Annotated in this window: 17 protein-coding genes; 14 read left to right on the top strand and 3 right to left on the bottom strand. The window is 44.0% G+C overall.

Annotated features, from left to right (window positions below; translation table 11 throughout):
• Positions 1-74 precede the first annotated feature (74 nt).
• Positions 75-917, bottom strand: a complete 843-nt coding sequence (locus tag W7W_RS0107160; protein ID WP_010663119.1) for a 1-acyl-sn-glycerol-3-phosphate acyltransferase — start codon at positions 915-917, stop codon at positions 75-77.
• A 393-nt stretch (positions 918-1310) separates the two neighbouring features.
• On the opposite strand from W7W_RS0107160, the gene W7W_RS0107155 reads away from it, so the two are divergent.
• Genes W7W_RS0107155 through W7W_RS0107090 form a run of 14 tightly spaced genes read left to right on the top strand, consistent with a single transcriptional unit; the run spans position 1311 to position 17167 of the window.
• The gene (locus tag W7W_RS0107155) at positions 1311-1775 is read left to right on the top strand and encodes a division/cell wall cluster transcriptional repressor MraZ (RefSeq protein ID WP_010663118.1); all 465 of its coding nucleotides are present in this window, start codon (positions 1311-1313) and stop codon (positions 1773-1775) included.
• 29 nt (positions 1776-1804) lie between these two features.
• Positions 1805-2713: a 16S rRNA (cytosine(1402)-N(4))-methyltransferase RsmH gene (gene rsmH / locus W7W_RS0107150; RefSeq protein WP_010663117.1), complete on the top strand. Its 909-nt coding sequence runs from the start codon at positions 1805-1807 to the stop codon at positions 2711-2713.
• The gene (locus W7W_RS0107145) at positions 2710-3117 is read left to right on the top strand and encodes an FtsL-like putative cell division protein (RefSeq protein ID WP_010663116.1); all 408 of its coding nucleotides are present in this window, start codon (positions 2710-2712) and stop codon (positions 3115-3117) included. The genes rsmH and W7W_RS0107145 overlap by 4 nt, the downstream gene beginning before the upstream one ends.
• A gap of 43 nt (positions 3118-3160) precedes the next feature.
• On the top strand, positions 3161-5275 hold the full coding sequence (locus W7W_RS0107140) for a penicillin-binding protein (protein WP_010663115.1): 2115 nt from the start codon (positions 3161-3163) through the stop codon (positions 5273-5275).
• A 39-nt stretch (positions 5276-5314) separates the two neighbouring features.
• The gene (locus W7W_RS0107135; protein WP_010663114.1) at positions 5315-6778 is read left to right on the top strand and encodes a UDP-N-acetylmuramoyl-L-alanyl-D-glutamate--2,6-diaminopimelate ligase; all 1464 of its coding nucleotides are present in this window, start codon (positions 5315-5317) and stop codon (positions 6776-6778) included.
• 2 nt (positions 6779-6780) lie between these two features.
• The gene (mraY, locus tag W7W_RS0107130; RefSeq protein ID WP_010663113.1) at positions 6781-8013 is read left to right on the top strand and encodes a phospho-N-acetylmuramoyl-pentapeptide-transferase; all 1233 of its coding nucleotides are present in this window, start codon (positions 6781-6783) and stop codon (positions 8011-8013) included.
• 3 nt (positions 8014-8016) lie between these two features.
• Positions 8017-9360, top strand: a complete 1344-nt coding sequence (murD, locus tag W7W_RS0107125; RefSeq protein ID WP_010663112.1) for a UDP-N-acetylmuramoyl-L-alanine--D-glutamate ligase — start codon at positions 8017-8019, stop codon at positions 9358-9360.
• Positions 9360-10559, top strand: coding sequence for an FtsW/RodA/SpoVE family cell cycle protein (locus W7W_RS0107120; RefSeq protein WP_010663111.1), 1200 nt, complete (start codon positions 9360-9362; stop codon positions 10557-10559). Before murD ends, W7W_RS0107120 begins: the two co-directional genes overlap by 1 nt.
• Positions 10560-10568: 9 nt before the next feature.
• On the top strand, positions 10569-11690 hold the full coding sequence (gene murG / locus W7W_RS0107115; protein WP_010663110.1) for an undecaprenyldiphospho-muramoylpentapeptide beta-N-acetylglucosaminyltransferase: 1122 nt from the start codon (positions 10569-10571) through the stop codon (positions 11688-11690).
• Between the two features lie 8 nt (positions 11691-11698).
• Entirely contained in the window at positions 11699-13090 is a 1392-nt protein-coding gene (gene murC / locus W7W_RS0107110; RefSeq protein WP_010663109.1) for a UDP-N-acetylmuramate--L-alanine ligase, read from the top strand.
• Entirely contained in the window at positions 13087-13818 is a 732-nt protein-coding gene (locus W7W_RS0107105) for a cell division protein FtsQ/DivIB (RefSeq protein ID WP_010663108.1), read from the top strand. The genes murC and W7W_RS0107105 overlap by 4 nt, the downstream gene beginning before the upstream one ends.
• Complete coding sequence (ftsA, locus tag W7W_RS0107100) at positions 13815-15161, top strand: cell division protein FtsA (RefSeq protein ID WP_010663107.1); 1347 nt, start codon at positions 13815-13817, stop codon at positions 15159-15161. The genes W7W_RS0107105 and ftsA overlap by 4 nt, the downstream gene beginning before the upstream one ends.
• Positions 15162-15184: 23 nt before the next feature.
• Positions 15185-16687 (top strand): cell division protein FtsZ, encoded by a 1503-nt coding sequence (gene ftsZ, locus W7W_RS0107095; protein WP_010663106.1) that lies wholly within the window; start codon positions 15185-15187, stop codon positions 16685-16687.
• Between the two features lie 24 nt (positions 16688-16711).
• Positions 16712-17167 (top strand): GatB/YqeY domain-containing protein, encoded by a 456-nt coding sequence (locus W7W_RS0107090; protein WP_010663105.1) that lies wholly within the window; start codon positions 16712-16714, stop codon positions 17165-17167.
• Positions 17168-17320: 153 nt separating this feature from the next.
• Here W7W_RS0107090 and W7W_RS24005 read toward each other — a convergent pair whose 3' ends face one another.
• The gene (locus W7W_RS24005) at positions 17321-19414 is read right to left on the bottom strand and encodes a peptidylprolyl isomerase (RefSeq protein WP_010663104.1); all 2094 of its coding nucleotides are present in this window, start codon (positions 19412-19414) and stop codon (positions 17321-17323) included.
• 121 nt (positions 19415-19535) lie between these two features.
• Positions 19536-20801, bottom strand: coding sequence for a hemolysin family protein (locus W7W_RS0107080; protein ID WP_010663103.1), 1266 nt, complete (start codon positions 20799-20801; stop codon positions 19536-19538).
• Between the last annotated feature and the right edge of the window lie 15 nt (positions 20802-20816).

The raw sequence follows: 20816 nt of genomic DNA, 5'->3' as shown, positions 1-20816 counted from the left end.
CAACACTGCCGGTACCTTTCTTTAGTAAGGATTAACCGGATAGTTGCTTCTTTGGGAAGAGGGTTTTTACAAAATTAATGGTTTTTTGCAAGCTCATAGCTTTTTTCCTTTATTTTAATGGCCCATTGTTCAGGTGTGCCCTGCTCTTTAATGCTTTCCCAGGCAATGGGTTTCCCAAACCGGATGGTCAGATTTTCACCTTTTTGTTTAAACATCTCATCCGGAAGATACAGCATTTCAATGTTGGCTTTTATGCCAAGCCTTTTTCTGATGTTGGCCAGCCGGTAAAAGAAATTGGTGTTTTTTCCCGAAATATGAACGGGTACAATGTCCCTCTGGTGTTGAATCGCTTTGCGCACAAAATTCTTTTTCCATTCCAGATCTCTGATTACTCCTTTTTGCTTTCGGCTGACCAAACCCGCAGGAAACATCAATACCTGACTGTCGGATTTGTAAGCTTCTTCAATCAGCCGGGCCGCTTCGCGTGAGTGCCCTCCGTGTTTGTTGATGGGTACGAAAATATTGTTTAAGGGTTTTAGATTAAGTAAAATATCGTTGACCGGAAATTTTAGATCAGGAAACCTGCGACTTGCCGCTACCAGAAATGCAATTCCGTCAAGTCCCCCCAATGGATGGTTGCTGGCAAATAAATAACGACCCTTTTCGGGAATGTTCTCCAGGCCAGAGACTTCATAACTGGCACCAAATAAGTTGGTCAAAATGGATTGAGCAAATTCTGCTCCCTTCAAATGGTTCTCTCGTGCCAGAAATTCATTGATCTCTTCCTGATGAATGATTCGTTTCAGATACCGGAAAATAAAAGAAGGAATGATCTTAAACAATGAAGGGTTCTTGGTTTCAAAAACCTTTTCAACATCAATTAGTTTGGAGTCGTTGTTGAGATTGTTCGTTTCCACCTGAATAAAATTTTATGAATAAAAGCAGGTTAACCTGGTTTATTGACTTCGTCGATTTTCGATTCATGAGTTTTCGCTATGAAATGTTCAATTGCCAATAAATACTGGCACCCGTAAAGAAAATTGATGGAGGGAATAGTGAATTATTTTCAAATCAATTTTATTGAGGACGCATGTATTTAGCAGCAATTGAACATTGTAATCGATAATTTATGAATAATCCAGGGTAAATCCTTTTGAGGGCAATATTACAAAAAAAAAATCAGGTTGTGGAAATCCCCGTTCTGCAACGTCAGACGATCTTTTTGTCAAAAAAATGCAATAAAGTGGTGCGAAGTGGTTGATTGTGGTTTAAAAAAATTGTAGTTTTACGAAAATATTACCCAAACTGTAATGTTCACATTTATAGGAGATTTTGAGTGCAAAACCGATGCAAAAGGTCGCGTCGTTTTTCCTTCCGCTTTTAAAAAGGTGTTGGGAGAGGACGATTTGCGCCTTGTTGTGCGCAAAGATCTCTTTGAGCCATGTCTTCATATTTATCCGTATTCGGTTTGGGAGGAGAAGTTAGAAGATATTCGGAAAAGGATAAATCCGTACAATCGTGAACATTCCAAATTTTTAAGGCAGTTTTTCAGAGGATCGGCTGAGGTTTCGTTGGACGGAAATGGTCGCTTTTTGATTCCGAAACGGTTGACCGAACAGATTGGAGTAGAGCGGGAAATTGTTTTGCTGGGGGTGGATCAATATATTGAAGTATGGAGCAGAGAGCTTTACGACCAGGGTTTAATGCCTGCGGAAAGTTTGGGTAATCTTGCGGAGAAAATTTTAGGTGAATTTCCGTCTCAGGAAAAAGAATAGGTGATATTTTTGCAGAATAAAGGAGGATAATGACAAAAGAATACCACATTCCGGTTTTATTGGATACTTCCATTGAAGGGCTGAATATCCAGCCCGGTGGGATTTACGTGGATCTTACATTTGGCGGGGGCGGTCACAGTCGTGAGATTTTAAAACACCTGGGGCGTGAAGGGCGTCTGATTGCATTTGATCAGGATGCGGATGCATGGGAGAATGCTCCGGAAGATGATCGGTTTACTTTGGTGAAGCACAATTTTCGCTATCTGCAACACTTTCTGGATTACCTTGGTATTGAGAAAGTAGATGGTGTTTTAGGGGACCTGGGGGTTTCGTCTCACCACTTTGATTCACCCGAGAGGGGGTTTTCATTTAGGTTCGACGGGGCACTGGATATGCGAATGGGACCCGGGATTGAGTTGACGGCTGCTGACATAATAAATGGGTATTCCGAAAATCAATTATTTTCGATTTTTAAGCTTTACGGAGAGGTTCCTTCGTGCGGCAAACTTGTCAGAGCTATTTTAGCTGAGCGAAACAATAAGCCTTTCAGGTCAACTGCTGATCTTAGAAACCTCGCACAAACAGTTGCCCCGAAGAAGGATGTCAATAAATTTCTGGCACAAGTTTTTCAGGCGCTGAGGATTGAAGTCAACCGGGAGATGGAAGTTCTTGAAGAGGTGTTGATGCAAATGCCCAGTGTGATAAAGCCTGAGGGACGTTTGGTGGTTATAGCCTATCATTCACTGGAGGATAGGATGGTTAAAAACTTTATTCGCTCGGGGAACTTTGCCAAATCTCAGGCCGATACAGATTTGTATGGTAATCGGGATGTTCCTTTTAAGGCTGTTACACGAAAGGCGGTACAGGCTGGTGATGAAGAGGTGAAAGAAAATCCGAGAGCGAGAAGTGCCAAATTAAGAATTGCTGAGAAGCTATGAAGTTGTTTAAGTTTCTACAGAAAAAGAGCAAGACAGGGGAGACTGACTTTCTCCCGGGCAAGGAAGAGTTCAGAGAACTGAAAGGAATTTCCTTTAAAGAGTTTTTGTACGGACGGTTCCTGGCAGGTAAAAGTGTCGGACAACATTGGGGCTTTTTGGCCTTTTTGGTCTTTTTGGGAGTTTTGTACATCGGAAACAGATACCAGATGGAGCATCTGCTGGACAGGCAGGCGGAGTTGTTGCAGGAGATTAAAGAATTAAAATATGAGGCCATTACCACTTCGTCCGAGTTGATGAATATGAGTAAGCAAAGTGAAGTGATGGAGCGGGTAAACAGGGCCGGCATTGAACTGGAAGTGCTGAAGACGCCTCCCCGAAAGCTGGAGGTGGAAGAACTGGATTAAAAAATTAAAAAGAATATTTGGGGAAATTATCAGGTTGGGGAATATGAGCATCAAACAAAAAATACTTTTCAGGCTGTCTGCCATCTACTTTGTGTTTGGCGCTTTAGTGCTGTGGATTTTGTTTGAAGTTTTTAGTCTGAAGGTTTTTGAGGCTTCGCATTGGGAGGAGAAAGCAAAAACGCTGGAAAGCAGCAGTATTGTAATAGAAGCCAACCGTGGTAACATCCTGGATCAAAATGGGCGGAAAATTTCTCTCTCTGTTCCCAGCTACCGTATTTATATGGATCTGCATGCTCACGGGCTGACATCTGAGTTGTTTACTTCAAAAATTGATAGTCTGGCCTTAAGTTTGTCCCGTTTCTTCGGTGATAAAAGTGCTTCTGCCTATAAGCGTGATCTGGTGGAGGCCAGACGCAACGGTTCTCGTTATTATCTGGTCCATCCCCGCAAAATTTCTTATCTGGAACTTCAGAAAGTAAAGGAATTTCCAATTTTCAGACAGGGAAAAAACACAGGTGGTTTTATTCCCAGACAGTATGATGAACGACGTCATCCGTTTGGTTCTCTGGCTTCCCGGACCATTGGTAAACTTTATGGAGAAAAAAATAAAGGAGGCATGGTAGGTCTGGAACGAGCCTACGATAATGTACTGAGGGGAACCAACGGTCTTAGTACATGGAAACGCATTGCAGGTAGCTGGATACCTGAGGAGGATATTCCTCCCATGGATGGAAAAGATATCATAACCACCCTGGACATCGGATTGCAGGACGTGGCTGAACAATCACTTCGGGAACAGCTTGAGATGCATGATGCAGATCATGGCGTGGCGATTCTGATGGAGGTGGAAACCGGTGCTGTAAAAGCAATGGTGAATTTATACCGAAGTCGGCCGGGGATTTATATTGAGGATCATTTCAACTATGCCATTGGGGAGGCTGTTGAGCCGGGATCTACCTTTAAACTGGCATCCATGATTGCCGCCCTCGAAGATGGTGTGGTTCGATTGACCGATTCGGTGGATACCGGAAATGGGGCCTATGCTTATTATGACCGGATTATGCGGGACAGCCATCATGGCGGCTTTGGGAAAATAACTGTCCGGGAATCGTTTGAAAAGTCTTCAAATATTGGTATCTCAAGAATAATTTTTGAAAACTACCGGAACAATCCACAACGATTTGTGGACCGGCTTTATGCGATGGGACTGAATGAGCCGCTGGGCGTTGAAATTAAAGGTGAAGGAAGTCCTGTGATAAAATATCCCGGGGATAAATCATGGTCGGGCGTCACCTTGCCCTGGATGTCCATAGGATATGAAGTGAAGCAGACGCCTTTACAAACGCTTGCTTTTTATAACGCGGTGGCCAACAATGGCAAACTTGTCCGGCCCAAATTTGTGAAGGCCATCAGTCAGCACGGGGAAGTATTGCGAGAATTTGATACTGAAGTCCTGAACCCGGCTATTTGTTCTGTTGCTACCCTGGAAAAGGTACAGGACTTATTAGAAGGGGTTGTGGAGAGAGGTACCGCCACCAATATCAGAAATGAAACTTATAAGATTGCCGGAAAAACCGGTACGGCACAGCTTGCTAAGGGCGCTTCGGGATACAAAGGTGAAGGTGGAGTTGAATATCTGGCTTCGTTTGTGGGATATTTCCCTGCCGACAGGCCGATGTACTCTTGTATTGTTGCGGTGAACAGCCCATCCAACAATGTTTATTATGGCAATGTGGTGGCCGGAAGAGTTTTCCGGGAGATTGCCGACCGCGTATATGCCTTAAGTTATAACAAACTGGAAGATAATTATTATACAAAAAAGGTGGAAGAGGGCGTCTATCCCTGGTCCAAGGGAGGAACTGTTCAGGATTTGTCAGTTATCTTTGAAGAGATGAGGTTTCCCGGAATCAATCAGGAACTGAATACCGAATGGGTCTCTACTCGTGCCAAAGAACATACAGTAGAGTGGGTGCCTAAAAATATTCCTTTGTCTGTTGTGCCTCTGGTTAAAGGCATGGGAGCCAAAGATGCGGTAGCCTTACTCGAAAACAGAGGGCTTAAAGTAGCCATCTCGGGGTATGGTAAGGTGGTGAATCAATCTATCCCCGACGGGCACCCCGTTGAGGGTGGGGAAACGATAACTATTTATCTTGAATAAAGCAGGTTGGACTGCACTTATAAATAAAGAAGGAATTTTATGCAGAAGAGACTTTCAGATATAATAAAAGGGGTCGAAATTAAAGAGAGAATCGGAGGTGCTGATCCCTTAATTGCCGATCTTACATTCGACTCCAGAAATGTGGAACAGCATTCGCTCTTTTTTGCGCTCCGGGGAAGCCTTGCTGATGGTCACGCTTTTATAGATAAAGCCATTGCTTCAGGAGCCCTCGTGGTGGTTTGTGAGGAATTTCAGGGAGGCAGTCATCCCAATGTGGTATTTCTCAAAGTAAAGGATACGCATCAGGCAATGGCCTTCATGGCACGTAATTTCTTCGATGCTCCTTCTGAAAAATTAAAATTGGTCGGTGTTACGGGAACAAATGGCAAGACCACCATAGCAACGTTGCTCTATCATACTGCCAGATTGTTGGGGTATAAAGCCGGACTTTGTTCTACTATGGCCAATTATGTGGACGGTTTGATGCTGGAAACAAGACTTACCACTCCCGATTCGGTAACGCTGAACCGGCTTATGCATCAAATGGTGGAAGCTGGTTGCGATTATTGTTTCATGGAAGTCAGTTCGCATGCTGTTCATCAGGGACGCGTTACAGGCCTTGAGTTTAAAGGGGGTGTATTTACCAATATTACTCACGATCACCTGGATTATCACAAAACCTTTGACGAATACATCCGGGTCAAAAAAATGTTTTTCGATGGTTTGTTATCATCTTCGTTTGCACTCACCAATTTGGATGATAAAAACGGTCGCGTGATGCTTCAGAATACCAAAGCGGATGCTAAAACATATTCGTTGCGGGAGGTAGCAACTTACAGAGCCCGCATTATGGAAGGGGTTTTTGAGGGAATGCAACTGTTGATGGATGGACATGAATTCTGGACTCCTTTTATCGGGAAGTTCAATGCTTCCAACCTGCTGGCAGTTTACGGAGCCGGAAGAGAACTTGGATGGCCTAAGGATGAGTTGCTGGTGGCTATGAGTCGGCTGAAACCGGTGGGAGGAAGGTTCGAAACCGTGCGATCGGAGAATGGAATTACCGGAGTGGTGGATTATGCGCACACGCCGGATGCTTTAAAGAATGTACTGGAAGCCATTAACAATATCCGGACTCCTGAACAATCGCTGATTACCGTGGTTGGTGCCGGAGGGAACCGCGATGCTGCCAAAAGACCTGTCATGGCCGCAGAGGCAGTGAAGCAGAGTTCTAAAGTGATACTGACCTCCGATAATCCAAGGGACGAGGAACCCCAGTCAATTGTTGACCAAATGATGGAAGGGGTAAAGTTTGAAGATAAATACAAAGTGCTGACCATTATCGACCGTAAAGAAGCCATCCGCACAGCCTGTAGTATTGCCCGTCCGGGAGATATTGTGCTGGTTGCCGGTAAGGGGCATGAAACTTATCAGGAGGTGAAAGGGCAAAGGTCACATTTCGACGACAGAGAAATTATAAGAGCGTTTTTTGAACAACAACAGTAGCTATGCTTTTTTCTTTATATCAATATCTTGAATCAATTGATTTTCCCGGTGCCGGGATGTTTCAATACATCTCCTTTCGCTCGGGAATGGCTATCATTTTTGCCCTTTTGATGAGTACTATTTTCGGGAAACTGATTATCCGAAAACTTCAGCGGCAACAAATTGGGGAGGTCGTTCGTGATCTGGGTCTGGAGGGACAATATCAGAAAAAAGGAACGCCCACTATGGGAGGTCTCATCATTATAACTGCCATCCTGGTTCCTGTATTATTGTTTGGGAAACTTGACAATGTATATGTGCTTTTGATGATTACCACCACCATTTGGCTGGGGATTATCGGGTTTTTGGACGATTATATCAAAGTTTTTAAAAAGAACAAGGAAGGTCTTGCCGGAAGATTTAAAATCATCGGACAGGTTGGCCTGGGATTGATTGTTGGACTTACCCTCTATTTCAGCGATGATGTGGTGGTAAGAATGGAATCTCCCGGAGATGCTGAAACACGTCAGGTAACTACGGAAGTGGTTGTGGAAGCACCCCAAACAAAATATGTTAAAGCCCCCATCACCAATGTTCCGTTTTTTAAGGAAAACAGGTTTAATTATGAGTCCGTGCTCTGGTTTATAGGAGAGAAAGCACCTTACTGGGGATGGATTGTTTTTGTTTTTGCAGTAATATTTATTACCACTGCAGTTTCCAATGGGGCCAACATTACAGATGGACTGGATGGCCTGGCTACGGGCACATCGGCCATTATTGGTACAACGCTTGGTATTCTGGCTTATGTTTCCAGTAATACCATTTATGCCGATTATCTGAATATTATGTATGTGCCCCATTCCGAGGAGTTGGTGGTGTTTATGAGTGCTTTTATCGGGGCAACCGTTGGTTTTTTGTGGTATAACTCATTTCCGGCTCAGGTATTTATGGGCGACACAGGAAGTCTTACCATAGGCGGTATTATTGCAGTATTTGCAGTGCTTATCAGGATGGAATTGCTGATTCCTATTCTTTGTGGCATATTTCTGGTGGAAAATCTTTCTGTGATGATTCAGGTTTCATGGTTTAAATATACAAAGAAACGTTTTGGAGCGGGACGGCGGATTTTCCGAATGTCTCCGCTGCATCATCATTATCAGCTCAAAGGGTATTCGGAATCTAAGATTGTTACCCGTTTTTGGATAGTGGGAATAATCCTGGCCGTATTGACTATTGTAACTTTGAAAATCAGATAAGGCATGGATAAGGAGCTTATTGTTCTTGGAGCCGGGGAAAGCGGAACCGGTGCCGCCCTTTTAGCGAAGGCGAAAGGGTTTTCTGTGTTTGTTTCTGATTGTGGAAAAATAAAACCTCAGCATCAGGCTGAACTTGAACATGCGGGGATTGATTTTGAGAGCGGGAAGCATTCCGAACAACGGATACTGAATGCTCTGGAAGTGGTGAAAAGTCCCGGGATTCCGGATCATTCACCTTTGATAAAAGCTTTGCATCAACAGGGAATCCCCGTGATTTCGGAGATTGAATTCGCAGGTCGCTATTCCAACGCAAAAATGGTTGGGGTAACGGGTAGCAATGGAAAAACCACCACTGCAATGTGGATCTTTCATCTAATGAAAAAGAGCGGGCTAAATGTGGTGCTGGCCGGGAATGTGGGGAACAGCATGGCACGTGAATTATTGGAGAAAGATCCCGATATTTTTGTGCTCGAACTGAGTAGTTTTCAGCTCGATGGCATGAAGGACTTTAAATGTCATACCGCTATTATTACCAATATTACGCCCGACCATCTGGATAGGTACGATTACAAGTTTGAGAACTATGTGGATGCAAAGTTTCGCATATTGAATAACCATACCAATGATGAAATCTTCATCTTCAATGCCCACGATAAAGAGATTATGGTGCGCCTGAAGATGATGAAATATCCGGGACACCGCTGTCCATTTGCTTTTGATGATGTTTATGGAGAGGGAGCCTGTGTGGATGGTGAAAAAGTAGTGTTTAATACACCGCGTCACCATTTCAGCATTCCTGTTGTGGATATTGCTCTTCCGGGAAAGCACAACCTGAGCAATGCAATGGCTGCTTCGTTGGCAGCATTGAGAATGGGGGCATCAGAAGAGGCGGTAAAAGAGGGACTAACAGATTTCCCGTCAGTGGCACACCGACTGGAGAGTGTGGCAGAGTTGAACGGTGTGCTTTACATCAACGACAGTAAAGCCACCAATATAGATAGTTCCTGGTATGCGTTGGAAAGCATGGAACGACCTGTAATCTGGATTGCCGGGGGTACCGATAAGGGGAATGATTATTCCGAATTGGAAGAGCTGGCCATTCAGAAGGTTAAGCATCTTATTTGTCTTGGAGTGGATAACCGCAAGCTGCTGGCTGTTTTCGGGAATAAACTTCCGGTTGTGACAGAGGCGAACTCTATGTCGCAGGCCGTAGAGCAGGCGGTGGATGCTGCCCGTTCAGGAGACGTTGTACTGTTGTCTCCGGCATGTGCCAGTTTTGATTTGTTTGATAATTATGTCCATCGGGGCGATATGTTTAAGGCGGAGGTGAAAAAGCATGAAGGTTGATGAGTAGTTTTGTTCGAAAATATATCAAAGGAGACCAGACCATCTGGGTCATTGTGGTTTTTCTTGCACTTGTGTCCCTGCTTACGGTATATAGTGCCACAGGGAGTCTTGCGTATAAAACACAGGGAGGGAACACTACTTATTTCATGTTTAAACAGCTTACATTCCTTCTAATGGGCATTGGGGTGATAGTCGTGGTGCATCATATCCCTTACAAGTATTTTGTCATATTTAGTGTTCCGGCTCTTTACATCTCTATTGCTATGCTTGGGTTGACATTGGTGTCGGGGCAGAACCTCAACGAAGCAAGTCGCTGGTTTACGGTACCGGGCATCGGCATCTCTTTTCAGCCTTCTGAAATGGCTAAACTTGCACTGATTGTTTATGTGGCCCGGGTTCTGGCGCAACATCAACGTGATGATGGACCCACGGAGGGCGCATTTTGGCCCATAATGATTCATGCCGGAATTGTTTGTTTGCTGATTTTTCCGGAAAACCTCTCCACCTCTGTCTTATTGGCCGGAGTAGTGATGTTGATGATGTTTTTGGGGCGGGTGCCATTCAAGTACTTGTTTTTTACCGGATTTACCGGTTTGGCCATAGTCTCTTTGGTGCTGATATTGGCAATGAATGACGTAGTGTTGATAGATCGCGCCGAAACATGGGCTGCCAGGGTTGAGCGTTTTATGGAAGATGAAAATCAGGAGGATGAATATGGCAGTGATTATCAGCTTACCCAGTCAAAAATAGCAATTGCTACCGGAGGAATGATCGGTAAGGGACCGGGAAACAGTGAACAACGCAACTTTTTGCCACACCCCTACAGCGATTTTATTTTTGCCATTATTGCCGAGGAGTTTGGGTTTTTTGGAGCTGTAGCCGTTGTGATTGCCTATTTCTTTTTGTTGGGGCGTATTGGAGTTATTGTAAATTCCAGTAAAAGGACTTTTCCTGCATTTATGGTGCTTGGCCTTGGATTGATGTTGGTGATTCAGGCCTTTGTGAATATGGGAGTGTCCGTGGGCATCTTTCCTGTGACAGGACAACCGCTGCCTTTGGTAAGTATGGGGGGAACTTCTATTCTGTTTACCTGTTTTGGGCTTGGAGCTATTTTGACTGTCAGCAGGTACAACCAACAGGAAAAAGCCAGAGAGAAGGCAGCCGAAGCACGTTTGGCAAAGACTGAGCAGGAGAATTGAAAATAAAAAATGTTTGAAGTGGACAATAATATCAAAATAATTATCAGCGGTGGTGGTACGGGAGGTCATATCTTTCCGGCTATTGCTATTGCTGATGCTGTAAAGAAACGGAATCCTGATGTTGAAATATTGTTTGTGGGAGCGCTCGGAAAGATGGAGATGGAGAAGGTTCCTGCTGCTGGTTACAAAATAGTGGGTTTGCCGGTGGCAGGTTTTCAAAGAAGACTGACTTTAAAGAATGTGACTTTCTTTTTTAAGCTGGCCGCCAGTTTGTGGAAAGCCAGAAGTGTTGTTCGTTCTTTCAACCCTGATGTGGCTGTGGGTGTGGGAGGCTATGCCAGCGGCCCTGTGCTTAAGGCTGCTTCTGCTGCAGGAATTCCGACCTTGTTGCAGGAACAGAACAGCTATCCGGGGGTAACCAATAAGATTCTTGCAAAAAAGGCCAAACGTATTTGTGTGGCTTATCCCAATATGGAACGTTTCTTTCCGCCATCCAGAATCGTCCTGACTGGCAACCCGGTAAGGCAGAATCTGCTTCGAAATGTGGATAAAGCTTCTGCGTATCGTGAGTTTGGTTTGGACAACCGAAAGAAAACCATCTTGATAATCGGAGGGTCATTGGGAGCCGGCAGCATCAACAACGGGGTTTTACATGCCATTGATTCATTAAAACAGCAGGATCAGATACAATTGTTGTGGCAGTGCGGCCCCTATTATTATGAAAAACTGGAAAAAGAAATTGGTGAAAACGCCGGAGACTCTATCAAGCTGGTTCCATTCATCAGTCAGATGGATATGGCTTATGCCATGGCAGACGTGGTGGTGTCCAGAGCAGGTGCCGGTACCATAAGCGAGTTGGCTTTGCTTGGAAAAGCAGCCATCCTGATTCCTTCACCTAATGTTTCGGAAGATCATCAGACAAAGAATGCCATGTCATTGGTTAAGGAGGGAGCTGCCCTGATGGTTGCTGATCGTGAAACAAGTGAAAAGCTGATCCCGGATGCTTTGGAATTGTTGAAGAATGATGAACAAAGAAAGCGTCTGGAGGAGAAAATTAAATTATTTGCACATATCAATTCTGCCGACCAGATTGCAGAAGAGGTCGAAAAGATTATTCGAAACAGAGATTAAACAGGCGAATGGCACAACTGGATAAATATAAAAAAGTCTTTTTTGTCGGTATTGGAGGTATCGGAATGAGTGCGCTTGCTCGCTTTTTTCATACCTCGGGGTATTTGGTTGCGGGGTATGACCGGGTGGCCGGCCCTGTAACAGAGGCTTTGTCACGTGAAGGAATCCTGGTGTTTTTTGATGCTTCTGAGCAGGTAATCCCTGCCGACTTTGTTTCTGCTGAAGATACGCTGGTAGTATATACTCCTGCGGTTCCGGAAACTCAAAGTCAGCTGGTATGGTTCCGAAAGGAGGGGTTTGATGTGTTTAAGCGTTCCAGAGTGCTGGGGATGGTTACCGAAAGTCTGAATGCTGTTTGTGTGGCCGGAACACATGGGAAGACAACTGTTTCTACCATTACGGCTTTCCTTTTTCATAACAGCAGTTTGAAGATAAATGCTTTCCTGGGGGGTATATCGAAAAATTTCGGAACCAATTTTATTGGTAGTAAGGATGCTGATTTTGTAGTTCTTGAAGCTGATGAGTTTGATCGTTCCTTCTGGCAGCTGACGCCTTATGCTGCCCTGATAACTTCAATGGATGCCGATCATCTGGATATATACGGAAGCATCGATGAAGTAAAAGCGGGATTTGATGGTTTTGCTCAAAGAATTAAAAGCAATGGATGGCTGGTTTTAAAAGCAGGTCTGCCGGTTCCCGAAGGACTTGCCGATAATGTAGAGGTTATTTCTTACTCCATCACCAGAGATGCTTCCTACCAGGCAATTAATATAAAGGAAGAAGGTGATGGGTTTACTTTTGATGTGGAAACACCTTCGGGGCGACTGAATAATTTTCGTCTGACCATTCCGGGACTGATCAATGTGGAAAATGCTCTTGGGGCCATTACATTGAGTTTACTTTGCGGTGTTACGGAAGACGAAATACGGAAAGGATTGCCTCAGTTCAGTGGTATTGCACGTCGTTTTGATGTGGTTTTTCGCAATGCAGGCAGGTTTGTCTATATTGATGATTATGCACATCATCCCGAAGAGATCAGGGCCACATTGAAGAGTGTACGCTCAGCGTATCCTCAATGTCGAATTACCGGAGTGTTTCAACCGCATTTGTATTCAAGAACCCGTGATTTTGCTGATGGATTTGCTGAAACTCTTGCCGGGGGACTGGATGATGTTATTTTATTGCCGGTTTATCCGGCACGTGAAGAACCTATTCCGGGGATCTCAAGTGAACTGATTCTTGAAAAAATTTCAGGAACGAAGGTGTGCTTATCGTCCAAAGAGGATCTTCTGGAAAATATTGAAAGGTTAAATCCTGAAGTGTTGGTGACTATGGGAGCAGGAGATATTGACCGGTTGGTGCCGGTAATCCGAAAATGGGCTGAAGAAACTAAAGGATGAAGCGATTAAGGAAAATATTACTTTGGGCTTTGTTATTGCTCTATTTCCCGATAATGTTAAGTTTTGTCGGTGAACACACGGATGGCGTGGTTTGTCGTGATGTCGTGGTTACCGTGCTCGATAGTGCCGATACCCGCTTTGTAACCGGTACGGAAATCAGAGAGGCCGTACTTGGGAAATATAAAAATACATTGGGTAAGGAGTTGAATTCGGTTTCCATGTTCGAGATTGAAAACTTTATTAAGAAACATCCGGCCATTAAAACCTGTGAGGTTTATCAAACCATCGGAGGATATCTTCGGGTTGATCTGGAACAACACTTACCGTTGATTCGTGTGTTTGAAAATACCCGAACCTATTATATTGATGAGGACGGGCAGGAGATGCCTGTTTTTGATAATTTTTCTGCTCGTGTGCTGGTGGTGAGTGGTGAGCTGGATGGCAAAATGGATGATTTATTGAAGCTGGCAAGGATTTTTAGAAATGATCCTTTCTGGAATGCCCAGATAGAACAGGTTTATGTAAAAAGAAATGGTGATTTTGTTATGGTTCCACGCGTTGGTGATCACCTGATTTTATTAGGCCCGCCCGAACGTGTGGAAGAGAAACTCAGAAACCTGAGAGCCCTCTATAAACAGGGGTTATCGCCCCGTGAGTGGAATAATTATCAGGTTATAAATTTGAAATTTAAAGGACAGGTTCTTTGCTCTAAAAAACGAAATATATGAGTCAGGATATGAATTTAATAGCAGCTGTTGACATCGGTTCCGCAAAAGTGGCTGCCGCTGTCGGACGAAAACACCCCGATGGACAAGTTGAAATCCTTGGTTTGGAGAGTGTTAGATGTGATGGAATGAAACGCGGAGTGGTGTTTAATGTGGAGGAAATTGTGAACGCCGTAAAAATGGTGGTTTCTGCACTTGAACAACGTTTGAATATCAAGCTGATTGATGTGTTTGTCAGTGTTTCAGGATTTAATGTCCGTGCCACCGGAAACAGTTGTTACCGCTTTATAAAGCAGGATGAACTCATCAAAAGCTTCGATTTGGAGCAACTATTGCAGGATAGTTACCGTATTGTTCTGCAACCTGATGAAAAAATTCTGCATGTGGTTCCTCAGGACTATGCCGTTGATAATGAAAGGGGCGTGAAGAAACCAATCGGGTACTCCGGCCAGAAACTTGAAGGGAATTTTCATGTGGTGATTGGGACCCAGTCTGATGTGCGAAAAATAGAAAAATGTATTGAAAAGGCAGGTTTGCGTCTGAACGGACTTGTATTTACACCCCTGGCATCTGCTGAAGCTGTTCTGTCTGACGAGGAGAAGGAAGCTGGTGTGGTGATGGTGGATATTGGTGCAGGAACCACTGATCTGGCCCTTTTTCAGGATGATGTGCTGAGATATTCTGCTGTTATTCCTTTTGGTGGAAATGTGGTTACCAATGATATTAAAGAAGGATGTGGTGTGTTGCAAAAACATGCCGAGAAGATGAAGATCCAGTTTGGATCTGCTTTGGGAACCATGGCGCGTGAGGATGCCGTGGTTACTATTCCCGGTATTTCGGGATGGGAACCTAAGGAAATTGCGTTTAAAAGTCTGGCTTGCATTATTCAGGCCCGAATGGAGGAAATCGTTGAGTTGATTGAGCATCATATCGAACGATCCGGATATTTCGAGAAGCTTGGAGCCGGTATTGTTTTCACCGGGGGTGGATCAATGTTGAAACACCTGGTGGAACTTACTAAGCTGAAAACCGGCTTCGATGCAAGGGTGGGGGCTGTTTCCAGAGCTCGTTCCACAGAAGAAGAGGAACTGTTGAGAATGCCTTCTTTTGCTACAGCTGCCGGATTGTTGATTTCTGCCGGGAAGTATCCGGGCAGTGTCATTACCCGAGAACAGCAGCTTTTTGAGGATGTGGAGAAGGAAGAACCACCTACTTCTAAATCGGAACGCAAAAAGAACAATGCAACAAAAAGTAAAAAACCAAAGCGAGATAAATTGGAGTATATTACCGGGGATTTGTTCAGCCGACTTGCCGGTATGTTTGAGGAGAAAGATACGGAAATGTAATTCCAGTACATAAGGAGGTTATTATGAGTGAAGATTTGATGAATTTCGATATCCCGGGGAATCCCAATTCCATCATTAAAGTGATTGGTGTGGGTGGTGGTGGCAGCAATGCTGTTAACTACATGTACGGACAGGGCATAAAAGACGTAAGCTTTGTGGTTTGTAATACAGATGCTCAGGCGCTTTCGAATAGTCCCGTGCCTGTGAAAATTCAACTGGGAGAATCGCTCACTGAAGGGAGGGGAGCCGGGAATAAACCGTTGAAGGGCCGTGAAGCGGCTATTGAGAGTCTGGAAAATATACAGCAGGTGTTGGCAGATAATACCAAGATGGCCTTTATTACTGCCGGAATGGGAGGAGGAACGGGTACAGGAGCTGCTCCCATAATTGCCAAAGCCGCCCGAGATATGGGGATTCTCACTGTGGGCATAGTAACCATTCCTTTTAAGTTTGAAGGACGAATTCGTATTGAACAGGCCCTTGAGGGGGTTGCAGAAATGGAAAAACATGTGGACTCACTGTTGATTATTAACAATGAGAAACTGAGAGATATGTACGGCGACCTGAAACTGAGCAATGCCTTCTCACGTGCCGACAACGTGCTGTCAACGGCGGCCAAAGGAATTGCCGAAATTATTACGGTGCATGGCTACATCAACGTGGACTTCGCAGATGTGGAGACTGTAATGAAAGATAGTGGGGTGGCCATCATGGGCTCCGCAACGGCCGATGGTGACGAACGGGCCATTGATGCAATCCAGGCCGCATTGGAATCTCCATTGCTTAATAACAACGATATCAAAGGCGCGAAAAATATTTTGCTTAATATTACTTCGGGGGTGGATGAAATTACCATGGACGAAGTGTTTGAGATAACAGATTATGTTCAGGGACGTGTGGGGGCTACCGCATCTATTATATGGGGCTCAGGAACCGATGAGCTACTGGAAAGCGAAGTAGGTGTTACCATCATCGCTACAGGGTTTGCATCGGGACATATTATAAAAAATGATCAGGAGAAACCGGTAAAGAATAAGGTTACCCGTTTCAATATGGATGAAGAAGGGAATGTGACCAATGCCGGTGATGAGGAAGAAATTGAACTGGATAGGGAGGAGGAACGTGCAAATGTTATCGATTTTGATGAAATAGAGCGGCGAAAAAAAGAAAAAATTGAAATTTTATATGGCGAGAACAGGGATGTTCCGGAAAATGAAACTGAGGGCGATGACCTGTTCTCTTTGTCATCGGGCACTGACTTGTCGGCAGCTTCTTTGCTGGAGCCGGGATCTGCTGCAGCCCTGACACCTGAAGAACTGGGTGATGAACGAATGATTGAAGAGATGGAAAAGGTTCCTGCCTATAAAAGAAGGGGTGTGATACTGAAAAAGAGCGGTATTAATACCGAAAATAACCCTAATAAACCGGGTTCAGAGAATAAAGTGTCAAGGTTTTCACTGAAAGACGGGAAAAATGGTCCCTGGGTGAGTGACAATAACCCCTGGCTGAATGATAATGTTGATTGATATACAACTAATTTAATTTTAGTTATGAGTTTGATAGATAAAATTTCCGAAGAGATTAAAGTGGCTATGAAAGCCAGAAATGCGTTGAGACTCGAAGCGCTGAGAAGTGTTAAGAAAGAGCTCATTGAAGCTAAAACTTCCGGGAAATCCGGCGGTGAAATATCACAGGATGACGAATTGAAGTTACTTCAGCGGATGGTTAAGCAGAGAAAGGATTCAGCGAATATATATTCTGCTCAGGGGCGTGCCGACCTATACGATAAGGAGGTAGCTGAGGCGGAAATCATCTCCGAATTTCTGCCTGAACAGATTTCTCCCGAAGAGTTGGAAAAAGTCGTTGAAGAAATTATTAAAGAGGTTGGTGCTGAGTCTGTAAAAGATATGGGCAAAGTGATGGGAGTTGCGACCAAAAAACTGGCCGGGAAAGCTGACGGAAAGGATGTTTCCAATACTGTGAAACGTTTATTGGCAGGTGCTTAAGGAAAACTATGCAAGAGCCAAGCGGTTCCATTCGTTCTCAAATTTTTAATTATTTTTTTATCAGGTAATTATGAAATTTTAAACGGATGAATACAATAAAAAGGGCGGGATTTACTGAAAATCCCGCCCTTTCTGTATTGTGGTATTGGTCTTTTAATAGAAATTGGCTCTGTTGTCCACAATTTCAGCATCTTCTCTGATGGTTTGCAGCAACTGATAACTTACTTTTGAATTAAGTGTTCGTGCCAACTGTTGTTTTACCTGATCTGTATCCACTTCAGCTTCTTCCTTGTTGGTCACCTCTACCAGATAAACACCGTTGTTTCCGGCAACAGCATCGGACAACTGGTTCTCGGGAGAGAATACAGCCAGAGCTACCAATGCGGGTTCTACGCCGGCTCCTGTAACCTGGAAAGCACTAAAATCAATGCCGCTGGCCGACTGAACTTCCGCTTCCAGGGTTTCAGCAATTTCCTGCAATGACTTCCCACTATCTTTTTCCTGCTGTAGTTGTTCAACCAGAACCTCTTTTTTCTTGTCGTTCATCAGCTGTCGCTCTATGCGGCTGCGAACTTCTTCCAGCGGCATGGTACCTTCTTCTGTAATATCAGTTAGAACAGCAATCACAAATTGGTCACCAAATTCATAGATGGGGGACAGATCATCCGGGTCTGCTTCAAAGGCCCATTTTACAAGTTGTCTGGGCGAATCCAAAGCACCAACCTGGCGATCATTCTTATTCAGGTTACGTCCGTATCTTTTGGTAAGATTTTGTTCCTCAATTGCAGTATTGAATTTTTCTGCAGTGTTGTTTAAGGCAGCAAATTTGGTAGCCTCTGAGTAAACATTCTGATAAGTTTGTGAACTGTAAGTAACTTCACGTCCTAAGGTGGCCAGCTGATATTTTGTGGTGGGCACTCCTTTATCCTGAATGTGAATGATATGCGTTCCAAACTGAGTTTCAACTTTTACTATGTCTCCCTTATCTCCGAAGAAGCAGGCATCATCAAAGGGTTTTACCATCATTCCCTGACGGAACCACCCCAGGTCACCACCGTTAACAGCCGATCCCTGGTCTTCTGAATACTGACGGGCCAATTCTGCGAAGTTTGCTCCGTTGTTTAGCAGGTTAATGAGGCTGTCCGCTACTTCATTGGCCTCATTTGGGTTTTGTGGATTCTGACGAAGCAGTATGTGACGGGCTCTTATTGAATCAGGCAACTGGGCCACATCTGTCAGACGGGTCAGTTTAAAGGTGTTATCCTCAAAATACGGTCCATACACCTCGTCCTCGGATGCAGAGGTTACAAATGCTCTGATTTCGTCATCCAGCGCTTCCGCTTTCTGATATCTTCCGTTGAAAGGAATGTCCGAATTGATTCTTACAAACTGCGCTGCGTCAATTTCAGGGTCACTAAAATCATCACGCATTTCCAACAGTCGCTGACGTGTCTGCTCATGATCTGCCTCGGTGGGTTCCACATCAAAAGTCAGATATTCAATATCGCGGCTTGCTTCCTGTTTGAAATCGTCGTGGTTGTTGTTGTAATAGGTTTCAATTTCACCATCCGTAACAGTCACTTCATCATCAGCAATGGAAGTGATACTGCCTGCCACAAAGTTAAAATCTACTTTTGAGCCTCGGGCGTTAGTTTCACTGTCAACCCACTGGTTGGTAACCATCATGCCGTTTTCCAACAAGGACGAATACTTGCTGAACAAGCGCTCATTAATGATTTGTTGCTCTACAAAAGTCCAGTAGAAATTTGCGGTCGGATCGTATTGTTTGGACCGGAGAAAGTTAATCACCTGCTCTTTGTCAAATGCGCCGGTTTGAGGATTGCTGAAAAGCTGACGAATGGTCGGGTGAACATTGGTTCCGGTGACCATCTCAAGCAATTCCGCAGAGGTTACTTCAATACCAAGTTCCTGGTACTTTTCACCCATGATTACTTCATTTATTAACTGGTTCCAGGCCTGATCACGCAGGCGGTTAACCATTTCAGCGTCAAGAGAAGATTCTCCTGAGTTCAAACGTGTATACTCCTCCATTTCTGACACACGTGCCTGAAAGTCCTGAATGGAGACAGATTCTCCATTAATCTCCGCTACTTCCATTTGTGATCTCTGAAAAATGGATGAGCCTGAACTCAGCAGGTCGGTCATTATGAAGGCAAACAGGGCGAAGCCGATCATCACGGCTACAAGAACTCCTCCTTTACTTCTGATTCTTTCTAAAGTTGCCATTCGAATACAGATTAATTTTGTTTTTTTAAATCAGGTGACGAATATACAAAAAATTGCACAATCCGTTTTCCTATTCCTCTTTAAGAAGCGCGAATTTATAATGATTATGGAAACTGACCAATTATTCTTCAGTCTGTTTGATGAGTTCAACCAATTCAATTTTGGAACTGGTGGCATCCAGAATGCGGACGGTGAAGCCGGGAATCTTTATTTCTTCGCCAATCGTGGGGATGGATTCGTTAAAATTGAGAATCATTCCGGCAAGAGTTTCATATTCATCAGAAACCGGAAGGTCAAGGGGATACTTTTCATTTAGATAATCCACCTCAAAACGTGCCGATAAATGATATTTCTGGTCGTCAACCTGCTTTTCAACAAGATCCGAGATGTCGTGCTCATCATCTATTTCTCCAAAGATCTCTTCAAGAATGTCCTCCAGCGTTACAATACCTGCGGTACCTCCAAATTCATCTACCACCAGTGCGATACTGCGGTGTTCTTTGGTGAATATTTCCAGTAATTTATTGGCGGTCATTGTTTCGGGAACAATACTGATGGGGTTAATGATGTTTTTTAGCTTTCGCGGATGTTTAAAAAGCTCTGAAACATGAATATAGCCAACGATGTTGTCAATGTTCTCTTTGAATACAAGAATCTTGGAATGACCGCTGTCAATGAATTTTTGTCTCAGATTCTCAATGGATTCTTCTGCATCAATGGCCTCCAGATCTGTTCTGGGGATGGTACACTCACGTATTTTTACCGAAGAGAAATCTAACGCATTTTTAAGGAATTTGACTTCCTGGGGCACGCTACTATCGGTGGCATTTTGCTCCTGATGCTCTTCCAGCAGGTGGTTAAAGTCCAAACGTCCTATTACAAGATCTTCTGTAGAAATGGCTTCAGTTGAGTTCCCAAATTTCTTAAGCAGAAAATTGGATGCCCCGACCGTGAGTCGTGAAATTGGGAAGAATGTTCCGTAAAATAATGTCAGTGGTATGCTGAACATATTCAGGGTGAAAACGGGATTGAGGCGGAATAGTATTTTGGGCAGGAACTCTGCTGTTATCAGAATAATGAGTGTCGATATCAGCGTTTGAAGCAATAAAATGGCAAAATCAGATGAAAAATACCGTGCAATCATTGGTTCAAACAATTGGCCCATGTAAATACCATAAACTACCAGCGCAATATTGTTGCCAATGAGAATGGTGGTGATAAACATTCCCGGCTTTCGGAGAAAACGGTCAATGAGGCGCGCGATTCTCGGATTTTTTCGTCTGTTGAGTTCAATCAGTAATTTATTGGCAGAGAGAAATGCCATTTCACTACCTGAAAAAAAAGCCGAAAACAGTATGGTTGCAATAATGATTGGTAAATATTCCATTACTCAGTTGATAGC

It is taken from the genome of Marinilabilia salmonicolor JCM 21150 (genome assembly GCF_000259075.1).
Classification (GTDB): domain Bacteria; phylum Bacteroidota; class Bacteroidia; order Bacteroidales; family Marinilabiliaceae; genus Marinilabilia; species Marinilabilia salmonicolor.
This window is presented reverse-complemented; position numbering and strand designations above follow the sequence as displayed.

Excerpts from the sequence above, each read along its gene's own strand:
- W7W_RS0107155 (WP_010663118.1), top strand. The coding sequence starts at position 1,311 with ATGTTCACATTTATAGGAGATTTTGAGTGCAAAACCGATGCAAAAGGT.
- ftsZ (WP_010663106.1), top strand. The coding sequence starts at position 15,185 with ATGAGTGAAGATTTGATGAATTTCGATATCCCGGGGAATCCCAATTCC.
- W7W_RS0107135 (WP_010663114.1), top strand. The coding sequence starts at position 5,315 with ATGCAGAAGAGACTTTCAGATATAATAAAAGGGGTCGAAATTAAAGAG.
- murG (WP_010663110.1), top strand. The coding sequence starts at position 10,569 with ATGTTTGAAGTGGACAATAATATCAAAATAATTATCAGCGGTGGTGGT.
- W7W_RS0107145 (WP_010663116.1), top strand. The coding sequence starts at position 2,710 with ATGAAGTTGTTTAAGTTTCTACAGAAAAAGAGCAAGACAGGGGAGACT.
- mraY (WP_010663113.1), top strand. The coding sequence starts at position 6,781 with ATGCTTTTTTCTTTATATCAATATCTTGAATCAATTGATTTTCCCGGT.
- W7W_RS0107120 (WP_010663111.1), top strand. The coding sequence starts at position 9,360 with ATGAGTAGTTTTGTTCGAAAATATATCAAAGGAGACCAGACCATCTGG.
- ftsA (WP_010663107.1), top strand. The coding sequence starts at position 13,815 with ATGAGTCAGGATATGAATTTAATAGCAGCTGTTGACATCGGTTCCGCA.
- rsmH (WP_010663117.1), top strand. The coding sequence starts at position 1,805 with ATGACAAAAGAATACCACATTCCGGTTTTATTGGATACTTCCATTGAA.
- W7W_RS0107140 (WP_010663115.1), top strand. The coding sequence starts at position 3,161 with ATGAGCATCAAACAAAAAATACTTTTCAGGCTGTCTGCCATCTACTTT.
- W7W_RS0107105 (WP_010663108.1), top strand. The coding sequence starts at position 13,087 with ATGAAGCGATTAAGGAAAATATTACTTTGGGCTTTGTTATTGCTCTAT.
- W7W_RS0107080 (WP_010663103.1), bottom strand. The coding sequence starts at position 20,801 with ATGGAATATTTACCAATCATTATTGCAACCATACTGTTTTCGGCTTTT.
- murC (WP_010663109.1), top strand. The coding sequence starts at position 11,699 with ATGGCACAACTGGATAAATATAAAAAAGTCTTTTTTGTCGGTATTGGA.
- W7W_RS24005 (WP_010663104.1), bottom strand. The coding sequence starts at position 19,414 with ATGGCAACTTTAGAAAGAATCAGAAGTAAAGGAGGAGTTCTTGTAGCC.
- murD (WP_010663112.1), top strand. The coding sequence starts at position 8,017 with ATGGATAAGGAGCTTATTGTTCTTGGAGCCGGGGAAAGCGGAACCGGT.
- W7W_RS0107090 (WP_010663105.1), top strand. The coding sequence starts at position 16,712 with ATGAGTTTGATAGATAAAATTTCCGAAGAGATTAAAGTGGCTATGAAA.